23 protein-coding genes are annotated in these 23,427 nt (G+C 36.9%); 1 reads left to right on the forward strand and 22 read right to left on the reverse strand.

The window, feature by feature from the left end; all coding sequences use genetic code 11:
• Positions 1-288 precede the first annotated feature (288 nt).
• From FEFB_RS02745 to FEFB_RS02780, 8 genes are all read right to left on the reverse strand, one after another.
• The gene (locus FEFB_RS02745) at positions 289-3,090 is read right to left on the reverse strand and encodes an LPXTG cell wall anchor domain-containing protein (protein ID WP_047974726.1); all 2,802 of its coding nucleotides are present in this window, start codon (positions 3,088-3,090) and stop codon (positions 289-291) included.
• A gap of 33 nt (positions 3,091-3,123) precedes the next feature.
• The gene (locus FEFB_RS02750) at positions 3,124-4,005 is read right to left on the reverse strand and encodes a hypothetical protein (RefSeq protein ID WP_047974727.1); all 882 of its coding nucleotides are present in this window, start codon (positions 4,003-4,005) and stop codon (positions 3,124-3,126) included.
• Between the two features lie 13 nt (positions 4,006-4,018).
• Entirely contained in the window at positions 4,019-6,397 is a 2,379-nt protein-coding gene (locus FEFB_RS02755; RefSeq protein ID WP_047974728.1) for a hypothetical protein, read from the reverse strand.
• Between the two features lie 33 nt (positions 6,398-6,430).
• Positions 6,431-6,655, reverse strand: a complete 225-nt coding sequence (locus FEFB_RS02760) for a hypothetical protein (RefSeq protein WP_047974729.1) — start codon at positions 6,653-6,655, stop codon at positions 6,431-6,433.
• Positions 6,656-6,929: 274 nt separating this feature from the next.
• Positions 6,930-7,409, reverse strand: a complete 480-nt coding sequence (locus tag FEFB_RS02765) for a hypothetical protein (protein WP_047974730.1) — start codon at positions 7,407-7,409, stop codon at positions 6,930-6,932.
• 356 nt (positions 7,410-7,765) lie between these two features.
• Positions 7,766-8,197 carry a hypothetical protein gene (locus FEFB_RS02770; protein WP_047974731.1) on the reverse strand — a complete coding sequence of 144 codons (432 nt, stop codon included), beginning with the start codon at positions 8,195-8,197 and terminating at the stop codon, positions 7,766-7,768.
• A gap of 462 nt (positions 8,198-8,659) precedes the next feature.
• Complete coding sequence (locus FEFB_RS02775) at positions 8,660-9,229, reverse strand: hypothetical protein (protein WP_047974732.1); 570 nt, start codon at positions 9,227-9,229, stop codon at positions 8,660-8,662.
• Positions 9,230-9,274: 45 nt separating this feature from the next.
• On the reverse strand, positions 9,275-9,781 hold the full coding sequence (locus FEFB_RS02780; protein WP_053068932.1) for a helix-turn-helix domain-containing protein: 507 nt from the start codon (positions 9,779-9,781) through the stop codon (positions 9,275-9,277).
• A 203-nt stretch (positions 9,782-9,984) separates the two neighbouring features.
• On the opposite strand from FEFB_RS02780, the gene FEFB_RS02785 reads away from it, so the two are divergent.
• Positions 9,985-10,866, forward strand: coding sequence for a DUF6710 family protein (locus tag FEFB_RS02785; RefSeq protein WP_152666228.1), 882 nt, complete (start codon positions 9,985-9,987; stop codon positions 10,864-10,866).
• Here the strand turns inward: FEFB_RS02785 and FEFB_RS02790 are convergent.
• From FEFB_RS02790 to FEFB_RS02860, 14 genes are all read right to left on the reverse strand, one after another.
• A complete protein-coding gene (locus FEFB_RS02790; RefSeq protein WP_047974734.1) occupies positions 10,834-11,211 on the reverse strand; it encodes a hypothetical protein in 378 nt (125 codons plus the stop codon). The genes FEFB_RS02785 and FEFB_RS02790 overlap by 33 nt on opposite strands.
• Before the next feature lie 161 nt (positions 11,212-11,372).
• Positions 11,373-11,597, reverse strand: coding sequence for a hypothetical protein (locus FEFB_RS02795; RefSeq protein WP_047974729.1), 225 nt, complete (start codon positions 11,595-11,597; stop codon positions 11,373-11,375).
• A gap of 274 nt (positions 11,598-11,871) precedes the next feature.
• Positions 11,872-12,351 carry a hypothetical protein gene (locus tag FEFB_RS02800; RefSeq protein WP_047974730.1) on the reverse strand — a complete coding sequence of 160 codons (480 nt, stop codon included), beginning with the start codon at positions 12,349-12,351 and terminating at the stop codon, positions 11,872-11,874.
• Between the two features lie 356 nt (positions 12,352-12,707).
• On the reverse strand, positions 12,708-13,139 hold the full coding sequence (locus FEFB_RS02805; protein WP_047974731.1) for a hypothetical protein: 432 nt from the start codon (positions 13,137-13,139) through the stop codon (positions 12,708-12,710).
• Positions 13,140-13,601: 462 nt separating this feature from the next.
• Positions 13,602-14,426, reverse strand: a complete 825-nt coding sequence (locus FEFB_RS02810) for a hypothetical protein (protein ID WP_047974735.1) — start codon at positions 14,424-14,426, stop codon at positions 13,602-13,604.
• Between the two features lie 159 nt (positions 14,427-14,585).
• Positions 14,586-14,873: a hypothetical protein gene (locus FEFB_RS02815; protein ID WP_047974736.1), complete on the reverse strand. Its 288-nt coding sequence runs from the start codon at positions 14,871-14,873 to the stop codon at positions 14,586-14,588.
• Positions 14,874-14,885: 12 nt separating this feature from the next.
• Positions 14,886-15,692, reverse strand: coding sequence for a ParA family protein (locus FEFB_RS02820; protein WP_047974737.1), 807 nt, complete (start codon positions 15,690-15,692; stop codon positions 14,886-14,888).
• Positions 15,693-16,369: 677 nt separating this feature from the next.
• Positions 16,370-17,593, reverse strand: a complete 1,224-nt coding sequence (locus tag FEFB_RS02830; RefSeq protein ID WP_047974739.1) for a hypothetical protein — start codon at positions 17,591-17,593, stop codon at positions 16,370-16,372.
• Between the two features lie 14 nt (positions 17,594-17,607).
• Positions 17,608-18,291, reverse strand: a complete 684-nt coding sequence (locus FEFB_RS02835; protein ID WP_047974740.1) for a hypothetical protein — start codon at positions 18,289-18,291, stop codon at positions 17,608-17,610.
• Between the two features lie 187 nt (positions 18,292-18,478).
• Positions 18,479-19,084 carry a hypothetical protein gene (locus FEFB_RS02840; RefSeq protein ID WP_047974741.1) on the reverse strand — a complete coding sequence of 202 codons (606 nt, stop codon included), beginning with the start codon at positions 19,082-19,084 and terminating at the stop codon, positions 18,479-18,481.
• Positions 19,081-19,656 carry a hypothetical protein gene (locus FEFB_RS02845; protein WP_047974742.1) on the reverse strand — a complete coding sequence of 192 codons (576 nt, stop codon included), beginning with the start codon at positions 19,654-19,656 and terminating at the stop codon, positions 19,081-19,083. Before FEFB_RS02845 ends, FEFB_RS02840 begins: the two co-directional genes overlap by 4 nt.
• An 18-nt stretch (positions 19,657-19,674) precedes the next feature.
• Entirely contained in the window at positions 19,675-20,115 is a 441-nt protein-coding gene (locus FEFB_RS02850) for a thioredoxin family protein (RefSeq protein ID WP_047974743.1), read from the reverse strand.
• Positions 20,116-20,126: 11 nt separating this feature from the next.
• Positions 20,127-21,500, reverse strand: a complete 1,374-nt coding sequence (locus FEFB_RS08235; RefSeq protein WP_053068933.1) for a phage tail tip lysozyme — start codon at positions 21,498-21,500, stop codon at positions 20,127-20,129.
• Positions 21,501-23,420 carry a helicase HerA domain-containing protein gene (locus FEFB_RS02860; protein WP_047974744.1) on the reverse strand — a complete coding sequence of 640 codons (1,920 nt, stop codon included), beginning with the start codon at positions 23,418-23,420 and terminating at the stop codon, positions 21,501-21,503.
• Positions 23,421-23,427: the final 7 nt, after the last annotated feature.

A 23,427-nucleotide genomic window follows, 5' to 3' on the forward strand; every position in this document is an offset into this window, starting at 1 on the left:
GTTTGTTGCCATGTATTTTGTCTTCTGGTTTGGGACGATTTATCTAGCTTGGCGTCTCATTAACTTCACGTGCAAAATGACCGTGAAGTTTTACAAATATTTGGATCAAGATCCTAAGTGGTTGGCTGAAACCAAGGCCCAGTATTATGGTTATTATGGCCATAGTTAAAACCATGTGAAATATATATCGAGGGAACACGAGCAACGTGTTCCCTTTTTTATGAGTAAAGAAAAAAGGCCTACCAGATCATTAATCTGGTAGGCCCCGCGGCTTTTATTGTTCAAATATTAAATGATTTTCTTTCGCTTTAATGCGGCAAAGTACGCAGAAGTTCCAATTGCTAAGATTGCTGCAATTTCACCCTCCATGTTTGTGTGATTATGCGCTTCTTGCCCTGTTTTTGGCAGGACAGAAGAAGACACGGGCGTCACTGGTGTTTCAGGTGTAGCACTAACCTTTTGCGGTTGAACCACTTCTTTTTGAGGATAGTTATTAGTAGTTGGAGTCTTAATTTCTGGTTGAGGCGTATGGGTCAGAACCTCATTTGATTTCTTTGATTGATGATTAAATGATTCTGTGAAGACATTTTTGGCATCACCGTAAGCAATTCTCTTGGTCTGAACATAGGCCGTCCATTGAACCGGTACTTTTTTGTTATCAGGAAGATCAATTAACTTAAGGTACTTATCAGTCGCCTGAAGTGAGATTTTGCCATGACCATCCATCACTGCTGTGAAGTAACTTGGGTCCAAAATTTGGTTTTTGACAATTTTTTGACCATCTTCCGTTGTTAAGTCGCCACCGCTGTTTAACACGGAGTATTGTCCTGTTAGCAAATCATGAGCTGTGTCGGTTTGATCATCAATAGACCATTCGTTCGTCTTACCACCATAATTAGCAGGACGTGTGCTGGATTCTAAAGCATAGTCAAACAACTGACCATAGTCGATTGTTTGATTATTTAAACTTGAACGGTTTCCTACACCGGCCACAACATCCTTTTTAGGATTAATTTTGGGCAATGGATTTTGGACAGTTTCAGTTTGGAATGAACGGCCAGTTTTGCTTTGAAAATCAAGTTGGTAGGCCGTATTCTGAATTTGGCCATCAACGTCATCATTCACAGTTGTATCAAACGTCGTTACCAACGTTCGGCCTTCTTGAATATACTTTGTTAAAAAGTCTTGAGCATCTTTAGCGGTTACTGTAAATTTATGACCTTGATTGTCATATTGATAAACGAATTCATTATTGTCGAGCAACTGCCCCTTCTTCAGGTCTTGAGCTACTGTATCAGGGTTAAACTTATACCCCTCCGGCATCAAATATGTTTTTTCCGTTCCTGGGTTTGCGGTAGTCTTATCATCATAATTATCGTAAGCACCAGGGGTTGTAGCAATAGTTGACCCCGTTAGATCAGCATCTTTATAACCGGTGTAATCTTGATTGACGTAATACTTAACAATGTCCCCACGCATGACAGGCTTGGTGTTGTTATTTTCATCTTCTTCATTTGTTTCTGACTTGTGCGGTTGAACCACTGGTTGATACTGTAAATCAGTTTTGTGAACCGTCACTGCTTGCGTTTGGTCGTATAAGTGATAATTGCCGGTAATGACCTTAGGACTAACCGTCTTTAAACGATCATCAGTACCAAATAAATCATAACGGAAAGTATCATATCCATCAGTACTTACACCCCACTTGCCTGTATCTGGGTCAACTTGATTGGTATAAGGGTTATAGAACTTATGAGAGAAATCATTTCCCTGGCCAATGGCAATATATTGACCCTCGTCGGTTTCATTTCCATTCAAATCATGAGATGAAGTGGAGTAAACAGTTCCATCATCTGCGACCTTAGTATCGTCAGAATAAGTCAAATTAACAATATTTCCAGAATTTTCGCGAATACCCTGTTCAATATCAATATCGTTATAAGTAATCGCCGTTTTGATGTTTAGCGGTTGGCCGTTTTCTGCATAGAGCTTAGCATCAATATCAGCATAGGAGGCATTGGTAATGAAGATGCTTAGAGAATGAGCACCTCGATCTTGACCGTTTCCGGTGTTTTGACTTTCATGGAAAGCCACGTAACTGCCCTTATTAGGCTTGATACTTTGAACACTGTTCACTTTATAAATCAGATAAGCATTTTGACTTGGCCCGCCATCTGTCGGTGTGACAGACAAACCATTGACTCGATATGTGTCACCCGAATTCGTAGTAAAGAAAGGGACATTTGGATCAATAGCGTTTGTTTTACCTAAAAACGGGTGTAGCGAGGCATTTGTGCCGGCTTGCGATCCTTGTTGGACATCAACGCTAACAGAATTAGGTATTTGTATTTGAGAGAATGGTGTGTTTTTATCGCCATAGTCAGAAGAAACGATAGCCGTTGGTTTTTGGCCAGTATTTACAAACTTCAATCCCCCTTTGGTCTCTGATGGTTGATTGTTGTAATTAGTAGTTCCCTTGAGCGCTTGAGCAACAGAGTCATTGTCAGCTTTTTTCTCATCAGCCAACTTCTTCAAATTATCAGCTTGTGATTGAGCATCTTGCGCAGCATCTTGGGGATCCTTTTTAACCGTATTATCTTGGGTTAAAATAACGCCACTATTTTGGGCATCAGTCGCCGCATCATTAACCTTTTTGTTGGAATCCTTTAATGAATTAATATTGGCCGTGGCCTGATTGACTTGAGCTGTTTGGGCCGTTTCATCATTCTTAACCGCTTGACGTTCATTGGACACTTGGTCTTGCGTAACGGTTTTAGTCGTTGTGCCTTGATCTGTAACAGTAACTCCAGCGGCTTGAGCCGTCGTAACCGCTTGATTGAGGGCATTATGAGTATCTTTCAAGCCATTAACTTGATTCATCTCTCCTTGATGTTCAGCAGATGGAGCTGTACTGTCAGTTCCTTGAGCAGTTGTAGTTGGCGACACCTCATCCGCATTAGCTGACTGTGAAAGACCAACTCCTCCAGAAATAAGAGTAACGGCCGCCAGTGAAGCATAGAGCCAGTGTTTACCAGCCTTATACATTTTGAAGTGATTTTTCACATTGATTGATTGTGTTTGAATAGGCATAAGTTTTCTCCTTTGATTTAAATACCTAAATAATTAAAGCGATTCGTTAGTGGCTTTCACTGAAGGTGTTAACCCACTGTTAGTTTTTTTGTTACCATCAGCTTTCAAACTCATTTTTGATTGTTGACTTTGATAGATGCTAGCGATCAGTTCATCACGGTATGGCAATGATGAACTAACAAACTCGACTGATTGAAATGGGTATTTGTCGGTGTCCGTAATAATACCGGAATCGGACATGATGACATGTTTTTCAAAAAGACTAAGTTTTTTCCACATCTTTTTAAGCGTTTGCGGATCAATTTCACCAGTAATGGTCAATTGATTTGGATTGAGACTTGAATCCAGCCATTCTGGTAACAAAAGAAGAACGACTGGTTGCAGACCTTTGTCAGAGCCGCTAGCAGAGTGCTTGAACCAAAGGATTTTCAAAATCGACTGGTTGCCTGGGTTTTGTCTCTTGTTGTTGAGCAGGAATTGCTGCCAGATGAAACGGAATATTGTAAATCCTAAAGTGTATACCAAAAAAAAGCTGATAGATTGCCATGCTGGCAATGCAGTTTTAGCAATCACGGTCAGAAAGGCGAAGAACATGAGAAGGTACAAAAGAAAATAAGCGACTACTTTTCCTATCCATAAGATTGAAAGACCAATAATAAAAACAGTCAAACGTAGCCAATCAAGGGGTTTAAAAAATGAAAGGTAGTGCTTAAACCTGCCCCACGAGCGGACCTCTTCTAGTTGGGTTGGTTCATATAATGAGTCCTCCCACTGGTGATTGGTCGTTGAGAAATAACGCATCAGTTCAATCTTTTGGTGAATGGATTGAGCAACAAAATCGTTATGACTTACCAAATCAATCGAGTTGTGACTAGTAATTTGAACATCAGTTGGTGATGCCTGTTTAGTTGTCATAAAATCTCCTTTCTTAATGAATACCTAGATATTGATTTAAAGTTTGATTATAACCAGGGTTGGCTTGTGATACGGCTACCGCTGCATCACGACCAACTTGTTGATTCAACAGCTGTCCGACCCGAAAGACACGATAGCTATCTTGCCCCAATTGATTATCTGAGAAGCTTTGACGATAAACATCTAAGCTATTTCGCTTGAGTGAATCGTCGAGAGCTTGGTAGGGGCGATTGTTTACGCTATTATCATTCGTTGTACTGGATTGATTACTTGTCGTTGAATTGGTTTGGGCGGTTTTCGTGTTATTTGAAGAAGGAGCCTCTTTGGTTAATTTGGTGACTTCTTTTTGTAACCGTTGATTAGTTTCTTGCGTATTTTGCAATGTTGAGTACGCCTTCATACCTCCTGCCCCGGCGCCCAGTAAAAGAAGCGAGACCCCCACACTTGTAGACCACCAGAACTTTTTGGAATGGTGAGTTGGTTTGGGTTGTGGATTGTTCTTTTGTTGGTTTTCTTGCCAAGCCATGAAATCCTTAAAAGTAAAATCGTTATCCTTATCATTGACCAAATGATCAATTTTTTCTGAAGTGACATGATTTTCTTTTAATGTGCGATTTTCAGCCATCAATTCGGCTTCGCGGTTTTTCAAATTCGTCACGGCAGCCAATGTTTCGGCAAGTTGTTCATCTTTTTCTTCAAGGGATAACTTGTAGTTTTCAGCTTTACTACGTTGGATTGAAGCTTCATCGAGAGCAATGGCTCTTTTTTCCGCTTCAGCATGAATTTGGCGTTGCTGTTCCTCAAACTTGGCAAGAGAATCGTTTTGTTCTTTTACAAACATTCTCATATAATCATTAGAAGTCGATTGAAGTGTGGTAGCCAGAGTTTGTAGTTCAGACAAAAATTGTGAAGCAAGTGTTTGCAGGTCATCTGACTTTTGTTGATCAAACTTTGCTTGATAATCTTTCGTTTGCAACTCAAGTTCTTGCTTCTTCTTAGTTTCGTATTGTGCTGCTAATTCTTCTGAGGCTCGTTTCTTTTCAGTTCTTAAAGTTTCGTCAATTTCCCTTAGCGCTTGATCATGACGGTTATTTTCTTCTGCTCGTTGATTATTCGCGCGATCCTCCAGTGACTTAAATTCCTGGTTTTGAGCATTATTCAGTTCAGCAGCCAAAATTGGATCGACCACTTCATGCGCCCGATCTAATGCTCTGTGGGTTAAGTCAAAAGAACTGGCTGAGTTGCTTAACGCTCTCTTGAATTGATCAATCTTAACACCTAATTTTTGAGATGCGGAGGTATTAAGGGTTTCTGCCACTTGTCCTCGTTCAACATTCAATTCATCCTTTTTATGATCAACTTGAGCTGAGACAAAGTTGGTATCTTGCTCACCAACTGATGCCAAATCATGTGTGACGTAAAATTCTGGATCGACATTGGCAATATTCCTCATTTCTTCGAGTTCATCAAAAAATGAACTTAATGTAAATGAATTCGTTAATGAAGATTCTGAAGATTCCAATGTATCATTGTTGATTAAAACCGTATTCATATCATCGTCAGGTCTTTTTGTAATGGCCATTGATGTTGGGACTTCTACGGTTGATACTGAATCGAAAGCATTATTCGATTCATCTTCCGATACTTGATCAGTTTTGTTTTCTTCTTGGTTTGATGAATTCGATTGTTCACTCGAAAGATTTGAATCTGACTGCTCAAGTACTGGCTTTTCAATATGAATGTTGGCAGAGGCTTCGTTTTCACGCGTTTCAGCGTTTACAAATACTTCTTTTTCCTCGTTATATTTTGTGCGCCACTCCTCTTCGCTTGGTAAAGTGACTGATGCACTAGGCAGGAGGCCAAATAAATCTTTAAACGCGTCACCGGATTGATGATCATAAAAATCTAAAATTAACTCAATATAATCTTTACGACCAGTATAATCAACGCTGTCATTTCTTATATTCAAAAAATAATTGGCAATTGCTTGAGGTAAATGAACATAATGGCGATCAATAACAAAAGACAAGGTAAACTGATCTAATACAGCATGTTCTGGTTGAGCATCAACCTGCTTTTTCTTCTTTTTTCGGCCTTTTTCTGGCTTTGGAGTTTTGTACCCTGTTTCAAGAAAAGACAGTGAAACGGTACCAACATTACCATTAGCTATGAGATTCAATAATAGATTTTCGACGAACCATATGTTTGCCATTGGTTTAGTCGCTTCATAACTAAGCCACCCCTTAGATTGAAAATCCGCTGAGGTATTTTCAATTGCTTCATGGTCAGGAAATTCTGATTCTTCTAAGTTAAATTGGAACTTATCGTCTAACAGTTGAACACTTGAATCTTCTTTTTCACTTGTTTTTTTCTTTTTTAAATGAAAGTCCATAATATCTTATTATCCTTTTCATATTATTTTTAACTACACATCTATACTTTGGATGTTTTTTGTTTTTTTACTGATGTCCCCTATTTTGTTGTTTTTTAATGGCGTAGAAAAATCTGGCTCAAAATTAAAAAGGCCTTCCGAAAAAGCCTTTTTAAAATGATGTTGTTCTATTATTTGAATAAACAAAAGGGCGCCCATATAGGCGCCCTCCAGTAGTCTATTATTAAATTTCAGCCCAGCAAGATGAGTGTATTGCATTAATCGTTCACTTTATTTTCAATATACATATATTTATACGTGTATGTATATGTATAAAATATAACCCTGAATCAAGTTATTACTTTTTAATCTTAAGATGACTACTTATAAATTTTCCGAAATGGTGTTGCCCTTCTAGAGAAGTTGACCAGCCAATCAAAGATGGTGTCTGCCAGTTTTCTGTTAAGTAATGACCATTCACTTGTCGATTCCCATTCATAATTTGCTTCATTCCCAACTGGGGAATTAAAAAATACCCCGAAAAAAAGAATTACTAAAATTCCTTAATATGGCGACGAAACTCATCGTACTCCTCTAAAAAAAGATTAGTAATTTCTTGCTGTAAATCTGCGCCATCAGAGAACAACTGTGTTAAAACGTCTTGATTCTTGATTGGTAGTTCTAATATTTGGTTCAGTTTCATGGCTTTATCAGGTGCAACAAAATACTTTGGTTTATCATAAAAGCGTAGGCAATGTTGAACGCAACGATATAATTCATCATGGTTTTGAATAGTTACAATCGTAATCGGCTCTCTGAACAAAAACTCCCCAGCAACATTACGCAAAACAATGTTCGTGTTGACCTGACCTTCAATTGGTAATGTCTGCTCAATGGATAGCCTGTGTAGAGTTGCGATATTATACGCAATCTCTAAGGAATGGTAGTATTTTAGTCTGTTTTCCCAATCATCTGGAAGCCCCACTTCGGGTTTTGCACCAATGACGATGCTGCTTTTTAATTCATCTTGCATATTTTTCTCCCTTTATCATCGTTGCTCTTTTTACTGAGTCTAAATTGATAGGAAATATTTTTATTTTTTATGGAAGCTTTTATGCTACCCAGGAAAACAATCAGGACTTTTTAATTTTTTTTACTGAAAAAAGTCCGAAAGTTAAAATTTACGTTTCGCCAAAAAGACTACACCATATTGTCGGGATTAACCGGTTACGAGAAGCAATTGGACAATACCAATGCTTTTTTTAAATCAAAAGTCCACTCTGGTTGTTCATTTGAAGAAAGTCGAATATTGAACAGTATCTTCTTAGAAAGATATTGTCCTTTTGAATTTGTAAGGACACGTTGCCTAATTTTTTTTGTCATGGTCAGTCACTTCCTTTCAGAATCCAAATAATGAATGCTGTAAGCACAACTTTGCAAAGAACTATCTGAGTCGATGCTTAATCCATACTTAGTAATAAGAGCATCAAATTCTTTTTTACTCGTCATTTTTTGGTCAACCCACCTACTTTCTTTACTAGCAACAATTCCTTTTTGATAGCCAGATATTTCAAAATCGCCATCAAAGTCAGGTTGCTTATCGAAAGTGAAACTTTTGGATTTTTGGTCATACCCTACTTTAACAACGGAAGGGGGCAGCTTAAACTGTGCTTCATGTTCATCAATTTCCTTCATATCAAAAATGGGTGAAAGTCGCATATTAAGGCTTAAATCCGATAGCCATTCTCCGTTATCCAGCTTGATTGCTGGGTTAACAATAAGAACTTTGTCATACTCCAACTGGTATTTTTGATCAGTCATTTTATATCCTCCTAGAACGTTCTTCTACAGTTGTGGAATAAATTCTTCTTTGTCAAGAACACCATATGTGTCAGATTCCATAACTATTCTGGATGAGTCATTTTTTTATATAGACATTACCTGTCAACATCTATACTTTGGGTGTTTTTTGTTTTTTTTACCGATGTCCCCTATGTCCCCTAGTTTTTTATCTGTAGTGTCGTGTAAAAAAGCAAAATAAAAAGGGCATCTTAGAAAGCCCTTTTTAAAATTATGTTATTTTATTATTTGAATAAACAAAAGGACGCCCATATAGGCGTCCTCAGTAGTCTATTATTAAATTTCAGCCTAGCAAACTGAGTGTATTGCATTAATCGTTCACTTTATTTTCTGTATACATATACATACACGTATGGATATATGTATATGTATAAAATATAACCCTGAATCAAGTTACTACTTTTTAATCTTAATGAGAACTAATTATAAATTTTCCGCAATGGTGTGCCCCTCTAGAGAAGTTGCCCAGCCAATCAAAGATGGTGTCTGCCAGTTTTCTGTTAAGTAATGGCCATTTATTTGTCGAGTCCCATTCATAATTTGCTTCATTTCATCAAGTGTGAAGTAATTAGGGGTTGAGGAATGATTTCCCTCCCAGTAGAAACCACCTTGTCCGTCCCAAATGGCAATATGACCATAATTGACACCATCGTCTTTACTGATTAAGTTCCAGTAAACCGGTACCTTTATTCCAACCGGGAATTGATCATTGTAGTGCATCGTGCCATTAGCGCTCGCTTTTCCTGATGAAGCAGTCGCAGAATAAAATCGATTTGAATTAATGTTAAAAGCATCATCTACATACTGCAAGCAGAGACCGGGCGCTCCATATACATTGACATTAGGCATTACAGTTTGTCGAGGGTTGCTATTATTAATCGATTGCGATGCCGTTGAAGCGGGTACTGCATTCTTCGTTTGTGCTGCCGATTGTTTGTTAGATGTATCGTTTTGTTGTTGAGCTTGGACAGTTGATGAAGAGGCAGCCGACACAGAGTCATCTTTTACTTGATCGGTATTATCCGTGGCGTGGGTTGATTACTTGTTTTCTGATTTTAATTGATGAAGGCTCTGATAAGCTTTTTTACTTAAAGCACGCTTATATTGTTTCCCCTTTAATCTCAGGTTTTTATTTGAGAGTCCCTCGATTTGGTTTCGATTAATCCAATTGTAAATACTATGAACGGATACGCCAAAGTTTCGACTACTATGGACAATTTGCTCTGGCGACCACTTGTCTTCTAAAATTCTTTTTTTAATGATGGCCTTACGATGGTTTGTTAATTTACGAGGACACAGCGTTAATTTGGCGTGTTTTTTATACTTGGCTAATTGATGAGCTTCTAAGGCTCGATACATTCGCTTGGCATGGCAGGCGCCAATCGACATCCCAAAACGGCGATTCTTGGTTGCTCGTTGAATCTCTCTTGTAATGGTTGAACGAGCAAAGCCAAGTCGAGTGGCAATTTGGGAACAAGTATACCCTTCCCCAATCCACGTTTCAAGTTTGACACGATCCGCTAATGTTAAATGATGACTACTCATTGTAAAATCCTCTTGGTTTAGTAGGCTACCTTGACTATTTACATTCGATAAGACACCTTTTCATTATAAATAAAATGATTATCAGAACAAACAAAAAGACCCCCGTAAAGGCGTCTTTCGGCAGTTTATTAAACATTGTGATAAAATAAACCTATAAACAATAAATCCACAAGCCCTGAATACTTTGAGCGGTTTTCAGCTTGATGGACGAAATAGAGCTATTGCTAGCTGTATTTCCATTGTATAAAAGCTTAGACCTTTTATCAATAGATACATCGAATAGCAACTCTGTTTCGTCCTGGTTAGTGGTAGGAATGGAGTTTTTTGTGTTTCTTTTTTATAAAAAGATTGGTTCTCACACAGCAGAAGATATAGTCGAACTGCATAAAAAAAATTTGGAGCATATATTAGATGATCATGCCTATTACAAGAAACGGACATTAAAAGAGAAACAAAAAGCTGTACAACTTTATTTAACTGAAGTGACGGCATTATTAACAAGTCGGCAGTTTGCTATAACTGTTGCGGATGCAAACCATACTTTTAAAAAAGAATCCCTCAGTGTAATCAATTACGATGATTTTTTTAAAATATTCAATAAAGCTTCTCGCCGATTAACGGTTTCTGACAAATTGGTCATATCAGACTGGCCTCTTTTACAATGTATTTGGAACAACAATCGCCTTATCGATAACTTAATTTCATTTTCTAGAAATGAAAGCTCTTTTGATATTCATAATGAAAACATTAGTAATCAGTTCGTGTATCCGCTTGGAATCACCCTTGTTAATAGTGGCAACCATTCGCAATTTGTGAACTTTCTTCAGGGAAACCGTGAATATTTAGTTTCTGAAATTGTTGACTTAACAGATGTTCTTAATCATTGGCACTTCAATGGTAAACATTTAGTTAACTCTTCAGGGAAGGTTGATCGGTCTCTAGAAAAACGACTTGGAAAAGGGCAAACAGTGGATGATTTATTTTATGCAGGTGTGTTATTTGAATTGGGAAAAATCTTAATGAAACATAATGAATTGTTCCCGCAACAGATTTTAGATTTGATAAAGAATAGAAACGGAATATAATTCAAATTCCTCTAGGGAATTAGTATACTTTGAAAGCAAGTAAATCATAGATTGATAGTCTTTAATCAAGGCCGTAACATCAGTTCTATTATCATGTCCAATCGTCGACCAACTTACGATTTTCAACTGCATGGTTGTGATCTTTTTAATGAGATTTTCTTTTATCTTTGTATCGAGCTCATCACCCGTAAAACCTTCAATGTAATATAAATTTGAAAAATCAGCTTCTGTTTCGCCTCTAAAATAATAATGCAGTTCTTGATAAAATTGTCTTTGTTTTTTAGTCAGTCTTTTTGATGACTTGAATTCTAATTTCTTGTGCAACTTTGCAACTAAACGATTCATAGCTTATACTCCATGTTTTTTCCAGTTCTCGTTCGGCAGCACGAATGACTTCTTTTACTACCCGTCTCAGTTGAACACTTGAATCTTCTTTTTTACTAAATCCTTTTATTTTTTGAATGAAAGTCCATAATATCTTATTATCCTTTTCATATTATTTTTAACTACACATCTATACTTTGGATGTTTTTTGTTTTTTTACTGATGTCCCCTATTTTGTTGTTTTTTAATGGCGTAGAAAAATCTGGCTCAAAATTAAAAAGGCCTTCCGAAAAAGCCTTTTTAAAATGATGTTGTTCTATTATTTGAATAAACAAAAGGGCGCCCATATAGGCGCCCTCCAGTAGTCTATTATTAAATTTCAGCCCAGCAAGATGAGTGTATTGCATTAATCGTTCACTTTATTTTCAATATACATATATTTATACGTGTATGTATATGTATAAAATATAACCCTGAATCAAGTTATTACTTTTTAATCTTAAGATGACTACTTATAAATTTTCCGAAATGGTGTTGCCCTTCTAGAGAAGTTGACCAGCCAATCAAAGATGGTGTCTGCCAGTTTTCTGTTAAGTAATGACCATTCACTTGTCGATTCCCATTCATAATTTGCTTCATTCCCAACTGGGGAATTAAAAAATACCCCGAAAAAAAGAATTACTAAAATTCCTTAATATGGCGACGAAACTCATCGTACTCCTCTAAAAAAAGATTAGTAATTTCTTGCTGTAAATCTGCGCCATCAGAGAACAACTGTGTTAAAACGTCTTGATTCTTGATTGGTAGTTCTAATATTTGGTTCAGTTTCATGGCTTTATCAGGTGCAACAAAATACTTTGGTTTATCATAAAAGCGTAGGCAATGTTGAACGCAACGATATAATTCATCATGGTTTTGAATAGTTACAATCGTAATCGGCTCTCTGAACAAAAACTCCCCAGCAACATTACGCAAAACAATGTTCGTGTTGACCTGACCTTCAATTGGTAATGTCTGCTCAATGGATAGCCTGTGTAGAGTTGCGATATTATACGCAATCTCTAAGGAATGGTAGTATTTTAGTCTGTTTTCCCAATCATCTGGAAGCCCCACTTCGGGTTTTGCACCAATGACGATGCTGCTTTTTAATTCATCTTGCATATTTTTCTCCCTTTATCATCGTTGCTCTTTTTACTGAGTCTAAATTGATAGGAAATATTTTTATTTTTTATGGAAGCTTTTATGCTACCCAGGAAAACAATCAGGACTTTTTAATTTTTTTTACTGAAAAAAGTCCGAAAGTTAAAATTTACGTTTCGCCAAAAAGACTACACCATATTGTCGGGATTAACCGGTTACGAGAAGCAATTGGACAATACCAATGCTTTTTTTAAATCAAAAGTCCACTCTGGTTGTTCATTTGAAGAAAGTCGAATATTGAACAGTATCTTCTTAGAAAGATATTGTCCTTTTGAATTTGTAAGGACACGTTGCCTAATTTTTTTTGTCATGGTCAGTCACTTCCTTTCAGAATCCAAATAATGAATGCTGTAAGCACAACTTTGCAAAGAACTATCTGAGTCGATGCTTAATCCATACTTAGTAATAAGAGCATCAAATTCTTTTTTACTCGTCATTTTTTGGTCAACCCACCTACTTTCTTTACTAGCAACAATTCCTTTTTGATAGCCAGATATTTCAAAATCGCCATCAAAGTCAGGTTGCTTATCGAAAGTGAAACTTTTGGATTTTTGGTCATACCCTACTTTAACAACGGAAGGGGGCAGCTTAAACTGTGCTTCATGTTCATCAATTTCCTTCATATCAAAAATGGGTGAAAGTCGCATATTAAGGCTTAAATCCGATAGCCATTCTCCGTTATCCAGCTTGATTGCTGGGTTAACAATAAGAACTTTGTCATACTCCAACTGGTATTTTTGATCAGTCATTTTATATCCTCCTAGAACGTTCTTCTACAGTTGTGGAATAAATTCTTCTTTGTCAAGAACACCATATGTGTCAGATTCCATAACTATTCTGGATGAGTCATTTTTTTATATAGACATTACCTGTCAACATCTATACTTTGGGTGTTTTTTGTTTTTTTTACCGATGTCCCCTATGTCCCCTAGTTTTTTATCTGTAGTGTCGTGTAAAAAAGCAAAATAAAAAGGGCATCTTAGAAAGCCCTTTTTAAAATTATGTTATTTTATTATTTGAATAAACAAAAGGACGCCCATATAGGCGTCCTCAGTAGTCTATTATTAAATTTCAGCCTAGCAAACTGAGTGTATTGCATTAATCGTTCACTTTATTTTCTGTATACATATACATACACGTATGGATATATGTATATGTATAAAATATAACCCTGAATCAAGTTACTACTTTTTAATCTTAATGAGAACTAATTATAAATTTTCCGCAATGGTGTGCCCCTCTAGAGAAGTTGACCAGCCAATCAAAGATGGTGTCTGCCAGTTTTCCGTTAAGTAATGGCCATTCACTTGTCGAGTCCCATTCATAATTTGCTTCATTTCGTCAAGTGTGAAGTAATTAGGGGTTGAGGAATGATTTCCTTCCCAGTAGAAACCACCTTGTCCGTCCCAAATGGCAATATGACCATAATTGACACCATCATCTTTACTGATTAAGTTCCAGTAAACCGGTACCTTTACTCCAATCGGGAATTGATCATTGTAGTGCATCGTGCCATTAGCGCTCGCTTTTCCTGCTGAAGCAGTCGCAGAATAAGATCGATTTGAACTAATGTTAAAAGCATCGTCTACATACTGCAAGCAGAGGCCGGGCGCTCCATATACATTGACATTAGGCATTACAGTTTGTCGAGGATTGCCTTTATTAATCTCTTGCGCTGGCTGAGAGGCAGGAGCAGCAACTGATGAAGAACTTCCTTGGCCCGTTGCTTTCTTATTAGTTGTATCGCTTTGTTGAGCTTGGACAGTTGATGAAGAGGCAGCCGAAACAGAGTCATCTTTTACTTGATCGGTATTATCCGTGGCAGGTTGATTACTTGTTTTCTGATTTTGATCATTGCTCTTTGTGGCTTTGGAAGATACAGATTTCGCACTCTGTTTATTAGACTGATGTGATGATGAATGAGTTGCATGTGCATGATGTAGTCCTAGCATAATCATTGCAAGAACAGCTACAACTCCTATCAATGCGTACCATTTCTTTTTTCCTTTACTTGCTAACATGTTTTTAAAAGTCATAATACCTTCTCCTTATTGATTGTATACTTCAGTAGCCAGCTGGCTTCCAAAAGCATACATATATTATACACATATGTTTATTTATACGTATATTTACAATATATGTATATGTATATGTATGTTTATAATGCTACTGAATAACCTTCTATATAACGCGTATTAATTATTACCTTCTTTTTCAATAAGCTGTTCTAACCATGAAGAAAAGCTAAGCCCTTCTTCCTCGGCTAGGTTAACCCCAATATCGTGTATCGAAGGTCGCAACGTTAATGTATATGGTTTTTTAGTTTCTCTTTTTTTCTTATTTCTAGATATCTCATTTTTCTTCTCTTGAATTACATTGTTGATGTGATTTTCATCTTCTTCACGATGCTTAATCATTTGCGTAAATTCTGCTTGAGAAAGATCTTTATTTTTTCGTTCTGGAAGTTGTCCTTTTACAGCCATAATCAATTCTCCTTAAATTTTATCTACTACATTTTCAATATCAGCATAGGCCATGTTGATAGTATCAAAGAATTTACGGTTTGCGTTGAAAATTTTCACATCTGATTGCATATCAGCAATAGGCATATTTTTCCGAATCGTTGCTTTAAATAATTGCTTATTTGGGATTGTAGCAATCACTTGTGGGTCATTCTCTGTTTTTTCTAATAATGTTCGGGACTCATTAGTATTATGTTCAACCTTATTGTTGATAAAGAACAGAGGTGTTTCAATGAAAGGTTTTCTTGTACTTGGATTGATTAGATGTTCCAACAAATTATCAATGCGTGATTGAATTCTTACCTTTGCGGCCCAACCAAATAAGTTTGGTTCTAGTGGACTAATAATGGCATCCGAAGCTACTACAACATTTTTGTTTACAATTCCGAAGTCGGGGTGCGTATCAAAAATAATGTAATCATATTGTTTCAAATCAATCTCTTCAGCATGGTCCTGAAACCAATAACTAAGAATCAAACTGGGCATCTCGATGTCTGTTAAAGCTAGTTCTTTTTCTAGGAGCTCAAGAGATAGACTGGCAGGTAACAAATCAATATTATTTTTAACGTTATAAATCTTGGCACTCTGATCTCGAAATAGATTAACACTTGAGCCCTTTTCCTCTAAAACGCCAAAAACTTCTCTCGTTAACGATAGTTGGTGGTCTAAATCAATCAATAATACTTTTTTATTTTTGGCTGCTAAATAACCTGCAAAATTGTAGGACTGAGTTGTCTTTCCAGCCCCACCTTTTTCTGCGATGAAACCAATTTTTTTCATACCAAGCCTCACTTTATATTTACAATTAAATTTGTTCTTCGATAAACTCGAATACAATTATAATTATACCATAAATATATGTATATGTATATGTATGAATACATTTATACGTACAATTATATTTATGTAAATTTGAACATGTCCTTATACGGATATAAAAAGCTCCCATGATGCAATTTTACATCATAGGAGTATACCTTCTCTATTGAGTCGTGAGCATTTAAAGTAAGTTAATTCCGTGTGAGTAGTATAAATTTAGAAAATCACTCTCAGTTGAACCGCAAAATTTATGTTGCAGCTCATCATAAATTTATACTTATTTTTTAGTAACCTTCATTTTAATGGATTTGGCGATGATGCTTCCAAATATCATAGTAAATCCACTAACAAAGTAGAATGGCAACATAATAGAACTAACAAGTGAGTTAAAACCGTACCCTAATATCCAATAACAACTTTCAACTAATAAATCCGAAAGTTCGATTGCGTAAAAAAAACATGACAACGTATGGTGAATAATAGAAAATTTTTTTCGTTATGCGATAACCTTTATTACTAATAGGAATTTTCTGTATCTTTTTCTGATAACCTTTCGTAATAAGACCAAGGTAAAAAGCTATAAGCAAAGAACTAAATGCTAAAAAAACCATTAAAAATTTCATTATTTTTCCTTTTAATTACAGATTGATATTATTTTCTAATTGACTAGCAGCAAAGTCGAGATCTTCTTGTTGCGACAGTTCCGCTTTGGCGAAGTTCATAAACTTAGGGGCTACTGATTTAAAGTCTTGGTAATTTAATTCTTTCGTCATTTCAGTGACCAGTATGTTATCGAATTGGTTAGCTAATCCTTGATTAGCCTTGTTTGCTTCTGACGAGAGTGCTTGAGCTGTATCTTCATTTGACAATACTTTTTCCAAAATATTTGGATCCAGATATAACATATCTGATTTAACTTCTTGTAAATAGCCAACGTTCAACGCAGTGTCATCAACAATTTCTTTTTTTAGTTGCTTGTAAGTGCTTTGATCTAAATTAACAGGAGATGGGTTAAGGGACTTATAACCCTTTTCGTTGTAGTCTTTTTGGTTATTACCAAAAAAATCAGAAACATCTTCAAAATCCTCTAATTCCATGTTCCGAACCATTTCAGTCACAAGAACATTATCAAATTCGTTTTGATGATTTTGAGACCCCTTTTGGGCTTCAGCAGTTAAAATACTGACAACACCTTCGTCAGCAAAAGTTTTAGCTAACAAATCGGGATCCAGATCAAGCATTTCTGATTTCACATTATTAGAGTAACTAGCTTCTAGTGCACCGCTTTCAAGTATTTCATCACGTTGCTTTTTCAGCAATGGTGTCATCATATTAAGCCCCTTTGTATCATTATTTGATGAATCAGCTTTGACTTCTTTTAGAATTTGATTTTTTTCTGGTGAATCAATATTTACATCTTCCAATAACCAATCAGCACCGGTATTATGAATAATCTCTATTTCCTCATTCGTTAATTTGGGGTCATCCTCCTGTGAACTTATGGAACCACCAAGATAATCCGTCATAAGTGCCATATCTTCTTCCATGTCGTCAATTATTTCTGGTTTTATTTCATCACGTAAATAAACACCAAAGTAACTTTCTGGTTCATCAACACCTGAATTTTCTGGATAAACAAAGTCCATGTCTTTTAAAATGACACGCAAACTTTCCGGCGAAGGTTTTTGAGAATTAAATCCATTTCTTTTTAAGTCGTCAACAATATTCATAGCTCCGGTTTTTTCTAGTTCTCGTTCGGCAGCACGAATGACCTCTTTTACTACCAGAGTGTTATAAGTTTGTTCAGATCGTTGCCAAAGAGTTAAATATTCTTCTTTTAATGATTGCCATTCTTTCTTCATTGCTGATTCCCTCCTTATTGGTGCAATTCAATTTCTGATAGAGTACTCAGATACTCGGCATCATCAGCTGTTAGCTCTGGTTGAATGGTTTGTTCTTGCACAGGTTGTGGCTCATGCACTGATTCTTTTTCAATAATTGAAAGATTATTAGGATCAAAAACTACTAAAGCTGGATGCCCCTCAGAATCGACCTGAGTCCAGTCGGGAGCGGATCCAATCATTGCTTGGCTCAATCCTCTTCCAACGGCTTCACTTTCATCAGAAGAATTTCGTAATTCGTTGATCACATCAAGATCGTTAGCTTCATCTTCAAGTAAATTAAAAGCAATTTCTTGCGCAATCTCTTCATTTTCTTCGTTCCAACCAACTTCAAGATCAGGATTTCCGGAATAATCAACAAGTGTGTATGGATATTCATCTTGTACTTCGGTGATTGACTTTAAGATTTGAACGACATCTTCCTGAGTCATTGTTATTTGTTCTGGATCAAGTTGACGCATATCGTTAATCTTGGAAGTATCAACATGATAAACGAATCCTTGGCTTTCGTGACCTTTTCCGGTGCCAGCGTATGACCTTGCAACTTCTTTACTCTGAGTCAAATAAATACCAAAGCCTTGTGAGTGGCCATTGGTGTCATACTGTTGGTGTTGAAATGAATCAAAATCGGTTGATGAACCGTGATACCAATTTGTCATTAGTATTCCTCCATGTCGGGAAGTTTCCCTACCCTGACTATGGTTGATTTTTCAAATACAACAGATATTCCCTACTTTTTTGGTCAAAAAAAAAAGACCCGCTCATTGGCAGGTCTCTATTGTAGCTGGTTTACTTCATTAATATAACTATAAATATAATTGCAATTATATTTATATATGATTATGTTTAATTCCCGGCCATTGTGGCACTATTAGCTTCAAACTTTTCAGTACCAACAAAACGAACATCGGTTATCTTTTTCTGCGTCGTATCAAAAGTGACGTGATAATCTAAAATCGATTGACCACTATTGAAGCCATTATATTTTGCATTCACCTTCACTTGGACAATCCCTTCTTGAAGGTCGGTATTGCTTGGGTTTTTGTCTGGGAAAAATAATACATTAGTAACATCTGATTGAAGGCCTGAAGTATCAATATAATGGTTCCCATCTACATAATCATTTGGAAATAGTTGTTGATTAGAGGTTATCTGACTAGTAGCATACTTTTCACTTGCAGTAGCCCGTTGATTAAACGTATGAGAGTCATTAAAAGTATGATAAATGGTAAAAAAACTTGTGGCGACATTTTGAGCATCATTAAATTGCCATTGGTTATTAACAACCTTCAAAATTTGAGTCGTTTTTTGTTGTTTTTTCGTAATCCGTTGTTTCAAAGCTGTCTGTTGTTGAGCTAAGAACATATTAAGCAGGGCAAACATCACAATAATTAGGATTGCTATTACAAACAGAAAATGTTTTTTACTAAATCCTTTTATTTTTTGAATCATGACTGCCCTCCACTATTGTCACTATCCGTTCGATTAATTGCAGCCGAGACAATGGAATCTGACTGAGGATTATAAACGGCCTGGACAGTTTTTTGCTCATTATTAGGGCCATTTTGATACTGAACGGTTAGCATCATTGAAACAAGGCCATCATGATAATTGGAACTGGAGTTAATCGATTGAATATCACTTCGATAACTTTTGCCTGAATCATTATCGGTATTTGGGAACATAAATGGTAACACCGATTTCACAAGTGGTTCTAGATGGTTTTGAAGTGCTGTTTTGTTATCAATTTTTGAACCACCATAACTAGCCGCTAAGTAGATCATTTGATTGGCTAGTTGATTACCCCGACTAATTTGTTGATTGATTGTATCAACATATTTTTCTTTGGAAATTTGTTGATGAACTACCGGTGTGGCACTTGCTTGCTTGCTCAAAGCAATTGTTTGCGACATGTTTTGACTTGTTTGAAAAATCAGAACACCGATAATTACTAAAAATGAAATAAAGGTGAGCCAGCCAACTTTTGACAAGTTTTTAAAGAAAAAACCAATGCGTTTTTTCATTTCCCTCCTCCTTTGCTCTTAAGAATTCAAAATAGCCTTCAATTGTTGAACGTTGGTCCCTGTATAACGTCCTACCACAGTACCAGTCTTCAAATGCAAAATGGTTGGATAGCGCGAAATACCATAGTCGGTTAAAATATCTGGATAACTATTTCCTTCACTGACCTTTTGATGCTCATTTGTAGATTCAATGACTAATACTGGCCTTTTTTGATTCTTAGAACTATCTAAAGCTGGAACAATCGTCTTAGAAGCTTGTTGACAATGCTGACAACCGGCTTTGTGAACAATAATTAAGGCATCTGGAGCAGATTTAACCGTTGCATATTCATTAGGTACTTGACCGTTGGGTGTATCAGGATAAGTTTTAGGGGTGAAATACATAAAAGATAATGCAAGAATAAAAAGCCCAATGAGTCCAGTGAAAAATAAAAATGTTCTTTTTCGATTAGAAAGCATAAGTCGCTCCTTTAATTTGTATTAGAATCTTGACCAGCGGCCATGAAGAATTTTGTAAATCCTGAGCCAATGACTCGATCATCATTATCATGACTCGATTTATTGATATCAGGAAGAACAGAAGATGGTAATGGTAAATAATCAGCTGGTGACAAAATTGGTTGATTCCAGCTAGGTGTTTGAGTATCGCCACCGAAACCGGAGTCTTTTTTTGATAAACCAAAATGGACGTGGGCTGCTTTTATATTTTTGGGTTCAACATCACCACCATATCCCTGATACGTAATATGATCGCCACGTTTTACTTGGTCACCAACATGAACAGGCGGTTCTTTCATGGCATGGCCATAATAGGCGAAATTATTATCAGTTTGTTTGATGATGACTACAAATTCATCTTTATTATGATTAACTGCTACCACTTTTCCATCATGAACAGCATATACCCACGAATTCTTATTACCATTTTTAACATCATCTTCGGTTAGGTTTTGATTTTGAAAATCTACCCCGTTATGATCATGTTTTGTTGAAAGTTCGCTATAAGATGGATAGGTACCAGTTCCAAGACTATATGAGCCCTTTACTGGAAGACTATATCCTTTGGAGTTAGCTGGATTTGTGCCACTATCACCACAGTTATCAGCCAGTTCAACATGCTGACCATTTGTCTCAGCCTTTTGTCCGGCAGTCGCTGCATCACGAGCACCCAAAATAGCCGTATTAGCTTGAATAGAAGATCCGCCAAACTTTTGATAATACATTTTGGCAGAACTAGTAATGTCTTCAGTTTTCTCAGCTGCAGATCCTGGGGCACCTGGCATTTCATAATTTCTTGACCAATCGATAGCGGCTTGAGCAGGATCAGTCGCCTTCCCTACTTTTTGAGCAACGTCTGAATAGGTATTATGAAGTTCCCATGAAACCAATTTCAATTCATTATCCAAAGTTAATGTACTTTTATCATTAGCCCTAATCGAGCCTTCGCGAGTGATTCGACCGCCATTACGATTGTTTGAGAAACCGGACCATTGAAAGATGCCGGCAACACCAGAACCAGCAGGGCCAGTTACAGCAGGATCTAACGTTTTATCTTCTCGACCAGCTGCGTTGCCCAAAGCGCCGGCGGCACCAGCACCGGAGAACCCCTCGGCATGAACTAAGTGATTAAAAATGATTTGAGCGTTTTGCTCTGTATCACCGCTTGTATCGGTTTGAACAACGTGTTGAGTGCCGGTATCACAACTATCATCTTCAGTTATCGAAACAAAAAGAAAAATGATTAGGCCCACACCTAAAAGTAAGAATTCGGCAATTAAAAAATAAGGACGTAGAATTTTTTTTAAAGAAAAAATTCGACCGTGAGATGATTTTTGAGTAAACATTTAATCACCTCCTTGAAACCTTTTTAATTGCGAATCGGTTGGTGAAACGTATACCTGGATATTAAGATCACCATCAATATTTAAAAGTGTACGTCGTGCTTTTAAGCGCGTAATTGATTTCAGCTCTGATGAAGTAATTGAATTTCCTAATATTTGATCTAAAGTATCAAGGTTACTATCGGGTAAGTGGAAGAAAAAACGATATTGCAGTAAATCCATCATTTTCTTGATGTTTTTGTAGTATTCTTTGGCTTTGGCATCTGTTGTATTAGTATTAGTGACACCTAGGTCTTCAATCGTTGGCATAGCAAGCATGAGGCCTGCATAGTTTTTGCGCATCTGTTCCATCAAAGACACGATGTAATTCAAGTTATAGGCATTATCCATTTGGACATAATTTTGAGCCTCATCCAAAACAATCACAGAATGAGGAACTTGATCATAAGGTATATTTTCGTTTTGACGGCGAAGTCGCCAACGTTTTCCATTATTAATGATATTTTGTTGTTCAATCGTCAAGGCCACATAGGTCATTGCATTAAAAATATCTTTAGTGGTTAATAGACTAGAGACATCGTATCGAACAAATTGTTCCTGACTTAAGTCGGGAAACGTTGTTGTGCCATTAAAGACAGCTCCATGTTTAGATGCCATGACTTCGAAAGTGGCGATAATACGGTGCAAGCTGGCAGCCGAAAAGAGATTGTCAGCGGCATCACGGCCGTTTAAAGCTCGGTTTTTTGCTCGAAGGAACGGAATAAATTGGTTCAGCGTTGGGTACTCACTGTCGGGAATAAAGATATTGATCTGTGAGGTATCTCTCATTGGATTAGCTGTCCACATACCACGATCAATATAAAATTCAGTAATTAGAGAATTTAAAGCAATACGATCTTCAGCCAGCATTTCCTGGGTTAGGTTTTGGGACATAAAACCGTAGATTGCCAATAACTTTTCAATGTGTTGGTTAAAAGAACCAACCACGTCTACATTCTCACCCGTGGAATCCGTGACTGTCTTATAAATTTGAAAAGGATTGATTAAACCATCTTCTCCATTTAATTTCACCGAAATGCCATCAGTGTATTTAGTAATTCCTGCATATTCACCAGATGGATCCATTATAGCCATCCGATGCCCGCGCTTAAAACCATCTTCAACCAACATTTTTTGCAATGTTGACTTCCCATAGCCTGCTGAACCAAAAAAGCCCATAAACGGACGAGTACGATTTTGTCCATCTCGCAAATAAGGATTAAAAATAACGGTACCACCGGTTGATGTGGTACCAATAACCGTTCCATAAGCGTCATCTTGTTTAGATGAATCTTGCCAATAAGCACCGCCTAAATCAGCAGAAGACATGGATAGGCCTTCTTGGCGTTCCGTTAAGAGTTCTAACTGCTTACTAGCTGGGGTCCACATTGAGCGCCATTCATCAAATTGAAATTCGCGTAGTGTAGCAAACTTAAAGTCTGTAAATTTTGCTTTAATATCTTTGACATTTTGACGCAACGCGCGTTTGTTGGCGGCATAAACTAATAAACGAATATAGACTCGCATTGGTTTTTGATCCGCCTTATTGACATTAAATGCTAATCGAGCAAACTCATCACCGCTGTCTGTGAAGGCATCGGTCAGTCCACCTTTAGAAGTGTCCTCAAGGTTGGAATCTGCACGATTTAAGCGTTCATTAAAACTCTTCTTATCTTCGACACTGGTTGACAACATAAAAATTGTATTTGGCAATGTGGCGAGTTGAGAAAGCCAGTGGTTAGGTAATTCTAGAGCTTTGACTTCATGGACATACATAAATTGCGCATAGCCATTGGACAGCTTGATATAATCACTAAAAATATCAATGCCACCATGAGGTTGTGTATTCAATAGCGTTTGAAAATCATATTCGTTGGCCACCATTGGCCCT

Source organism: Fructobacillus sp. EFB-N1 (genome assembly GCF_001038455.1).
Lineage (GTDB): Bacteria > Bacillota > Bacilli > Lactobacillales > Lactobacillaceae > Fructobacillus > Fructobacillus cardui.

Bases quoted from the DNA above. Each gene is read 5' to 3' on its own strand.
- FEFB_RS02785 (WP_152666228.1), top strand. From the start codon at position 9,985: ATGGACGAAATAGAGCTATTGCTAGCTGTATTTCCATTGTATAAAAGC.
- FEFB_RS02850 (WP_047974743.1), bottom strand. From the start codon at position 20,115: ATGCTTTCTAATCGAAAAAGAACATTTTTATTTTTCACTGGACTCATT.
- FEFB_RS02795 (WP_047974729.1), bottom strand. From the start codon at position 11,597: ATGCAATACACTCATCTTGCTGGGCTGAAATTTAATAATAGACTACTG.
- FEFB_RS02810 (WP_047974735.1), bottom strand. From the start codon at position 14,426: ATGACTTTTAAAAACATGTTAGCAAGTAAAGGAAAAAAGAAATGGTAC.
- FEFB_RS02860 (WP_047974744.1), bottom strand. From the start codon at position 23,420: ATGGTGGCCAACGAATATGATTTTCAAACGCTATTGAATACACAACCT.
- FEFB_RS02745 (WP_047974726.1), bottom strand. From the start codon at position 3,090: ATGCCTATTCAAACACAATCAATCAATGTGAAAAATCACTTCAAAATG.
- FEFB_RS02835 (WP_047974740.1), bottom strand. From the start codon at position 18,291: ATGACAAATTGGTATCACGGTTCATCAACCGATTTTGATTCATTTCAA.
- FEFB_RS02755 (WP_047974728.1), bottom strand. From the start codon at position 6,397: ATGGACTTTCATTTAAAAAAGAAAAAAACAAGTGAAAAAGAAGATTCA.
- FEFB_RS02750 (WP_047974727.1), bottom strand. From the start codon at position 4,005: ATGACAACTAAACAGGCATCACCAACTGATGTTCAAATTACTAGTCAC.
- FEFB_RS02820 (WP_047974737.1), bottom strand. From the start codon at position 15,692: ATGAAAAAAATTGGTTTCATCGCAGAAAAAGGTGGGGCTGGAAAGACA.
- FEFB_RS02830 (WP_047974739.1), bottom strand. From the start codon at position 17,593: ATGAAGAAAGAATGGCAATCATTAAAAGAAGAATATTTAACTCTTTGG.
- FEFB_RS02800 (WP_047974730.1), bottom strand. From the start codon at position 12,351: ATGCAAGATGAATTAAAAAGCAGCATCGTCATTGGTGCAAAACCCGAA.
- FEFB_RS08235 (WP_053068933.1), bottom strand. From the start codon at position 21,500: ATGTTTACTCAAAAATCATCTCACGGTCGAATTTTTTCTTTAAAAAAA.
- FEFB_RS02815 (WP_047974736.1), bottom strand. From the start codon at position 14,873: ATGGCTGTAAAAGGACAACTTCCAGAACGAAAAAATAAAGATCTTTCT.
- FEFB_RS02805 (WP_047974731.1), bottom strand. From the start codon at position 13,139: ATGACTGATCAAAAATACCAGTTGGAGTATGACAAAGTTCTTATTGTT.
- FEFB_RS02840 (WP_047974741.1), bottom strand. From the start codon at position 19,084: ATGATTCAAAAAATAAAAGGATTTAGTAAAAAACATTTTCTGTTTGTA.
- FEFB_RS02760 (WP_047974729.1), bottom strand. From the start codon at position 6,655: ATGCAATACACTCATCTTGCTGGGCTGAAATTTAATAATAGACTACTG.
- FEFB_RS02770 (WP_047974731.1), bottom strand. From the start codon at position 8,197: ATGACTGATCAAAAATACCAGTTGGAGTATGACAAAGTTCTTATTGTT.
- FEFB_RS02790 (WP_047974734.1), bottom strand. From the start codon at position 11,211: ATGAATCGTTTAGTTGCAAAGTTGCACAAGAAATTAGAATTCAAGTCA.
- FEFB_RS02765 (WP_047974730.1), bottom strand. From the start codon at position 7,409: ATGCAAGATGAATTAAAAAGCAGCATCGTCATTGGTGCAAAACCCGAA.
- FEFB_RS02845 (WP_047974742.1), bottom strand. From the start codon at position 19,656: ATGAAAAAACGCATTGGTTTTTTCTTTAAAAACTTGTCAAAAGTTGGC.
- FEFB_RS02780 (WP_053068932.1), bottom strand. From the start codon at position 9,781: ATGAGTAGTCATCATTTAACATTAGCGGATCGTGTCAAACTTGAAACG.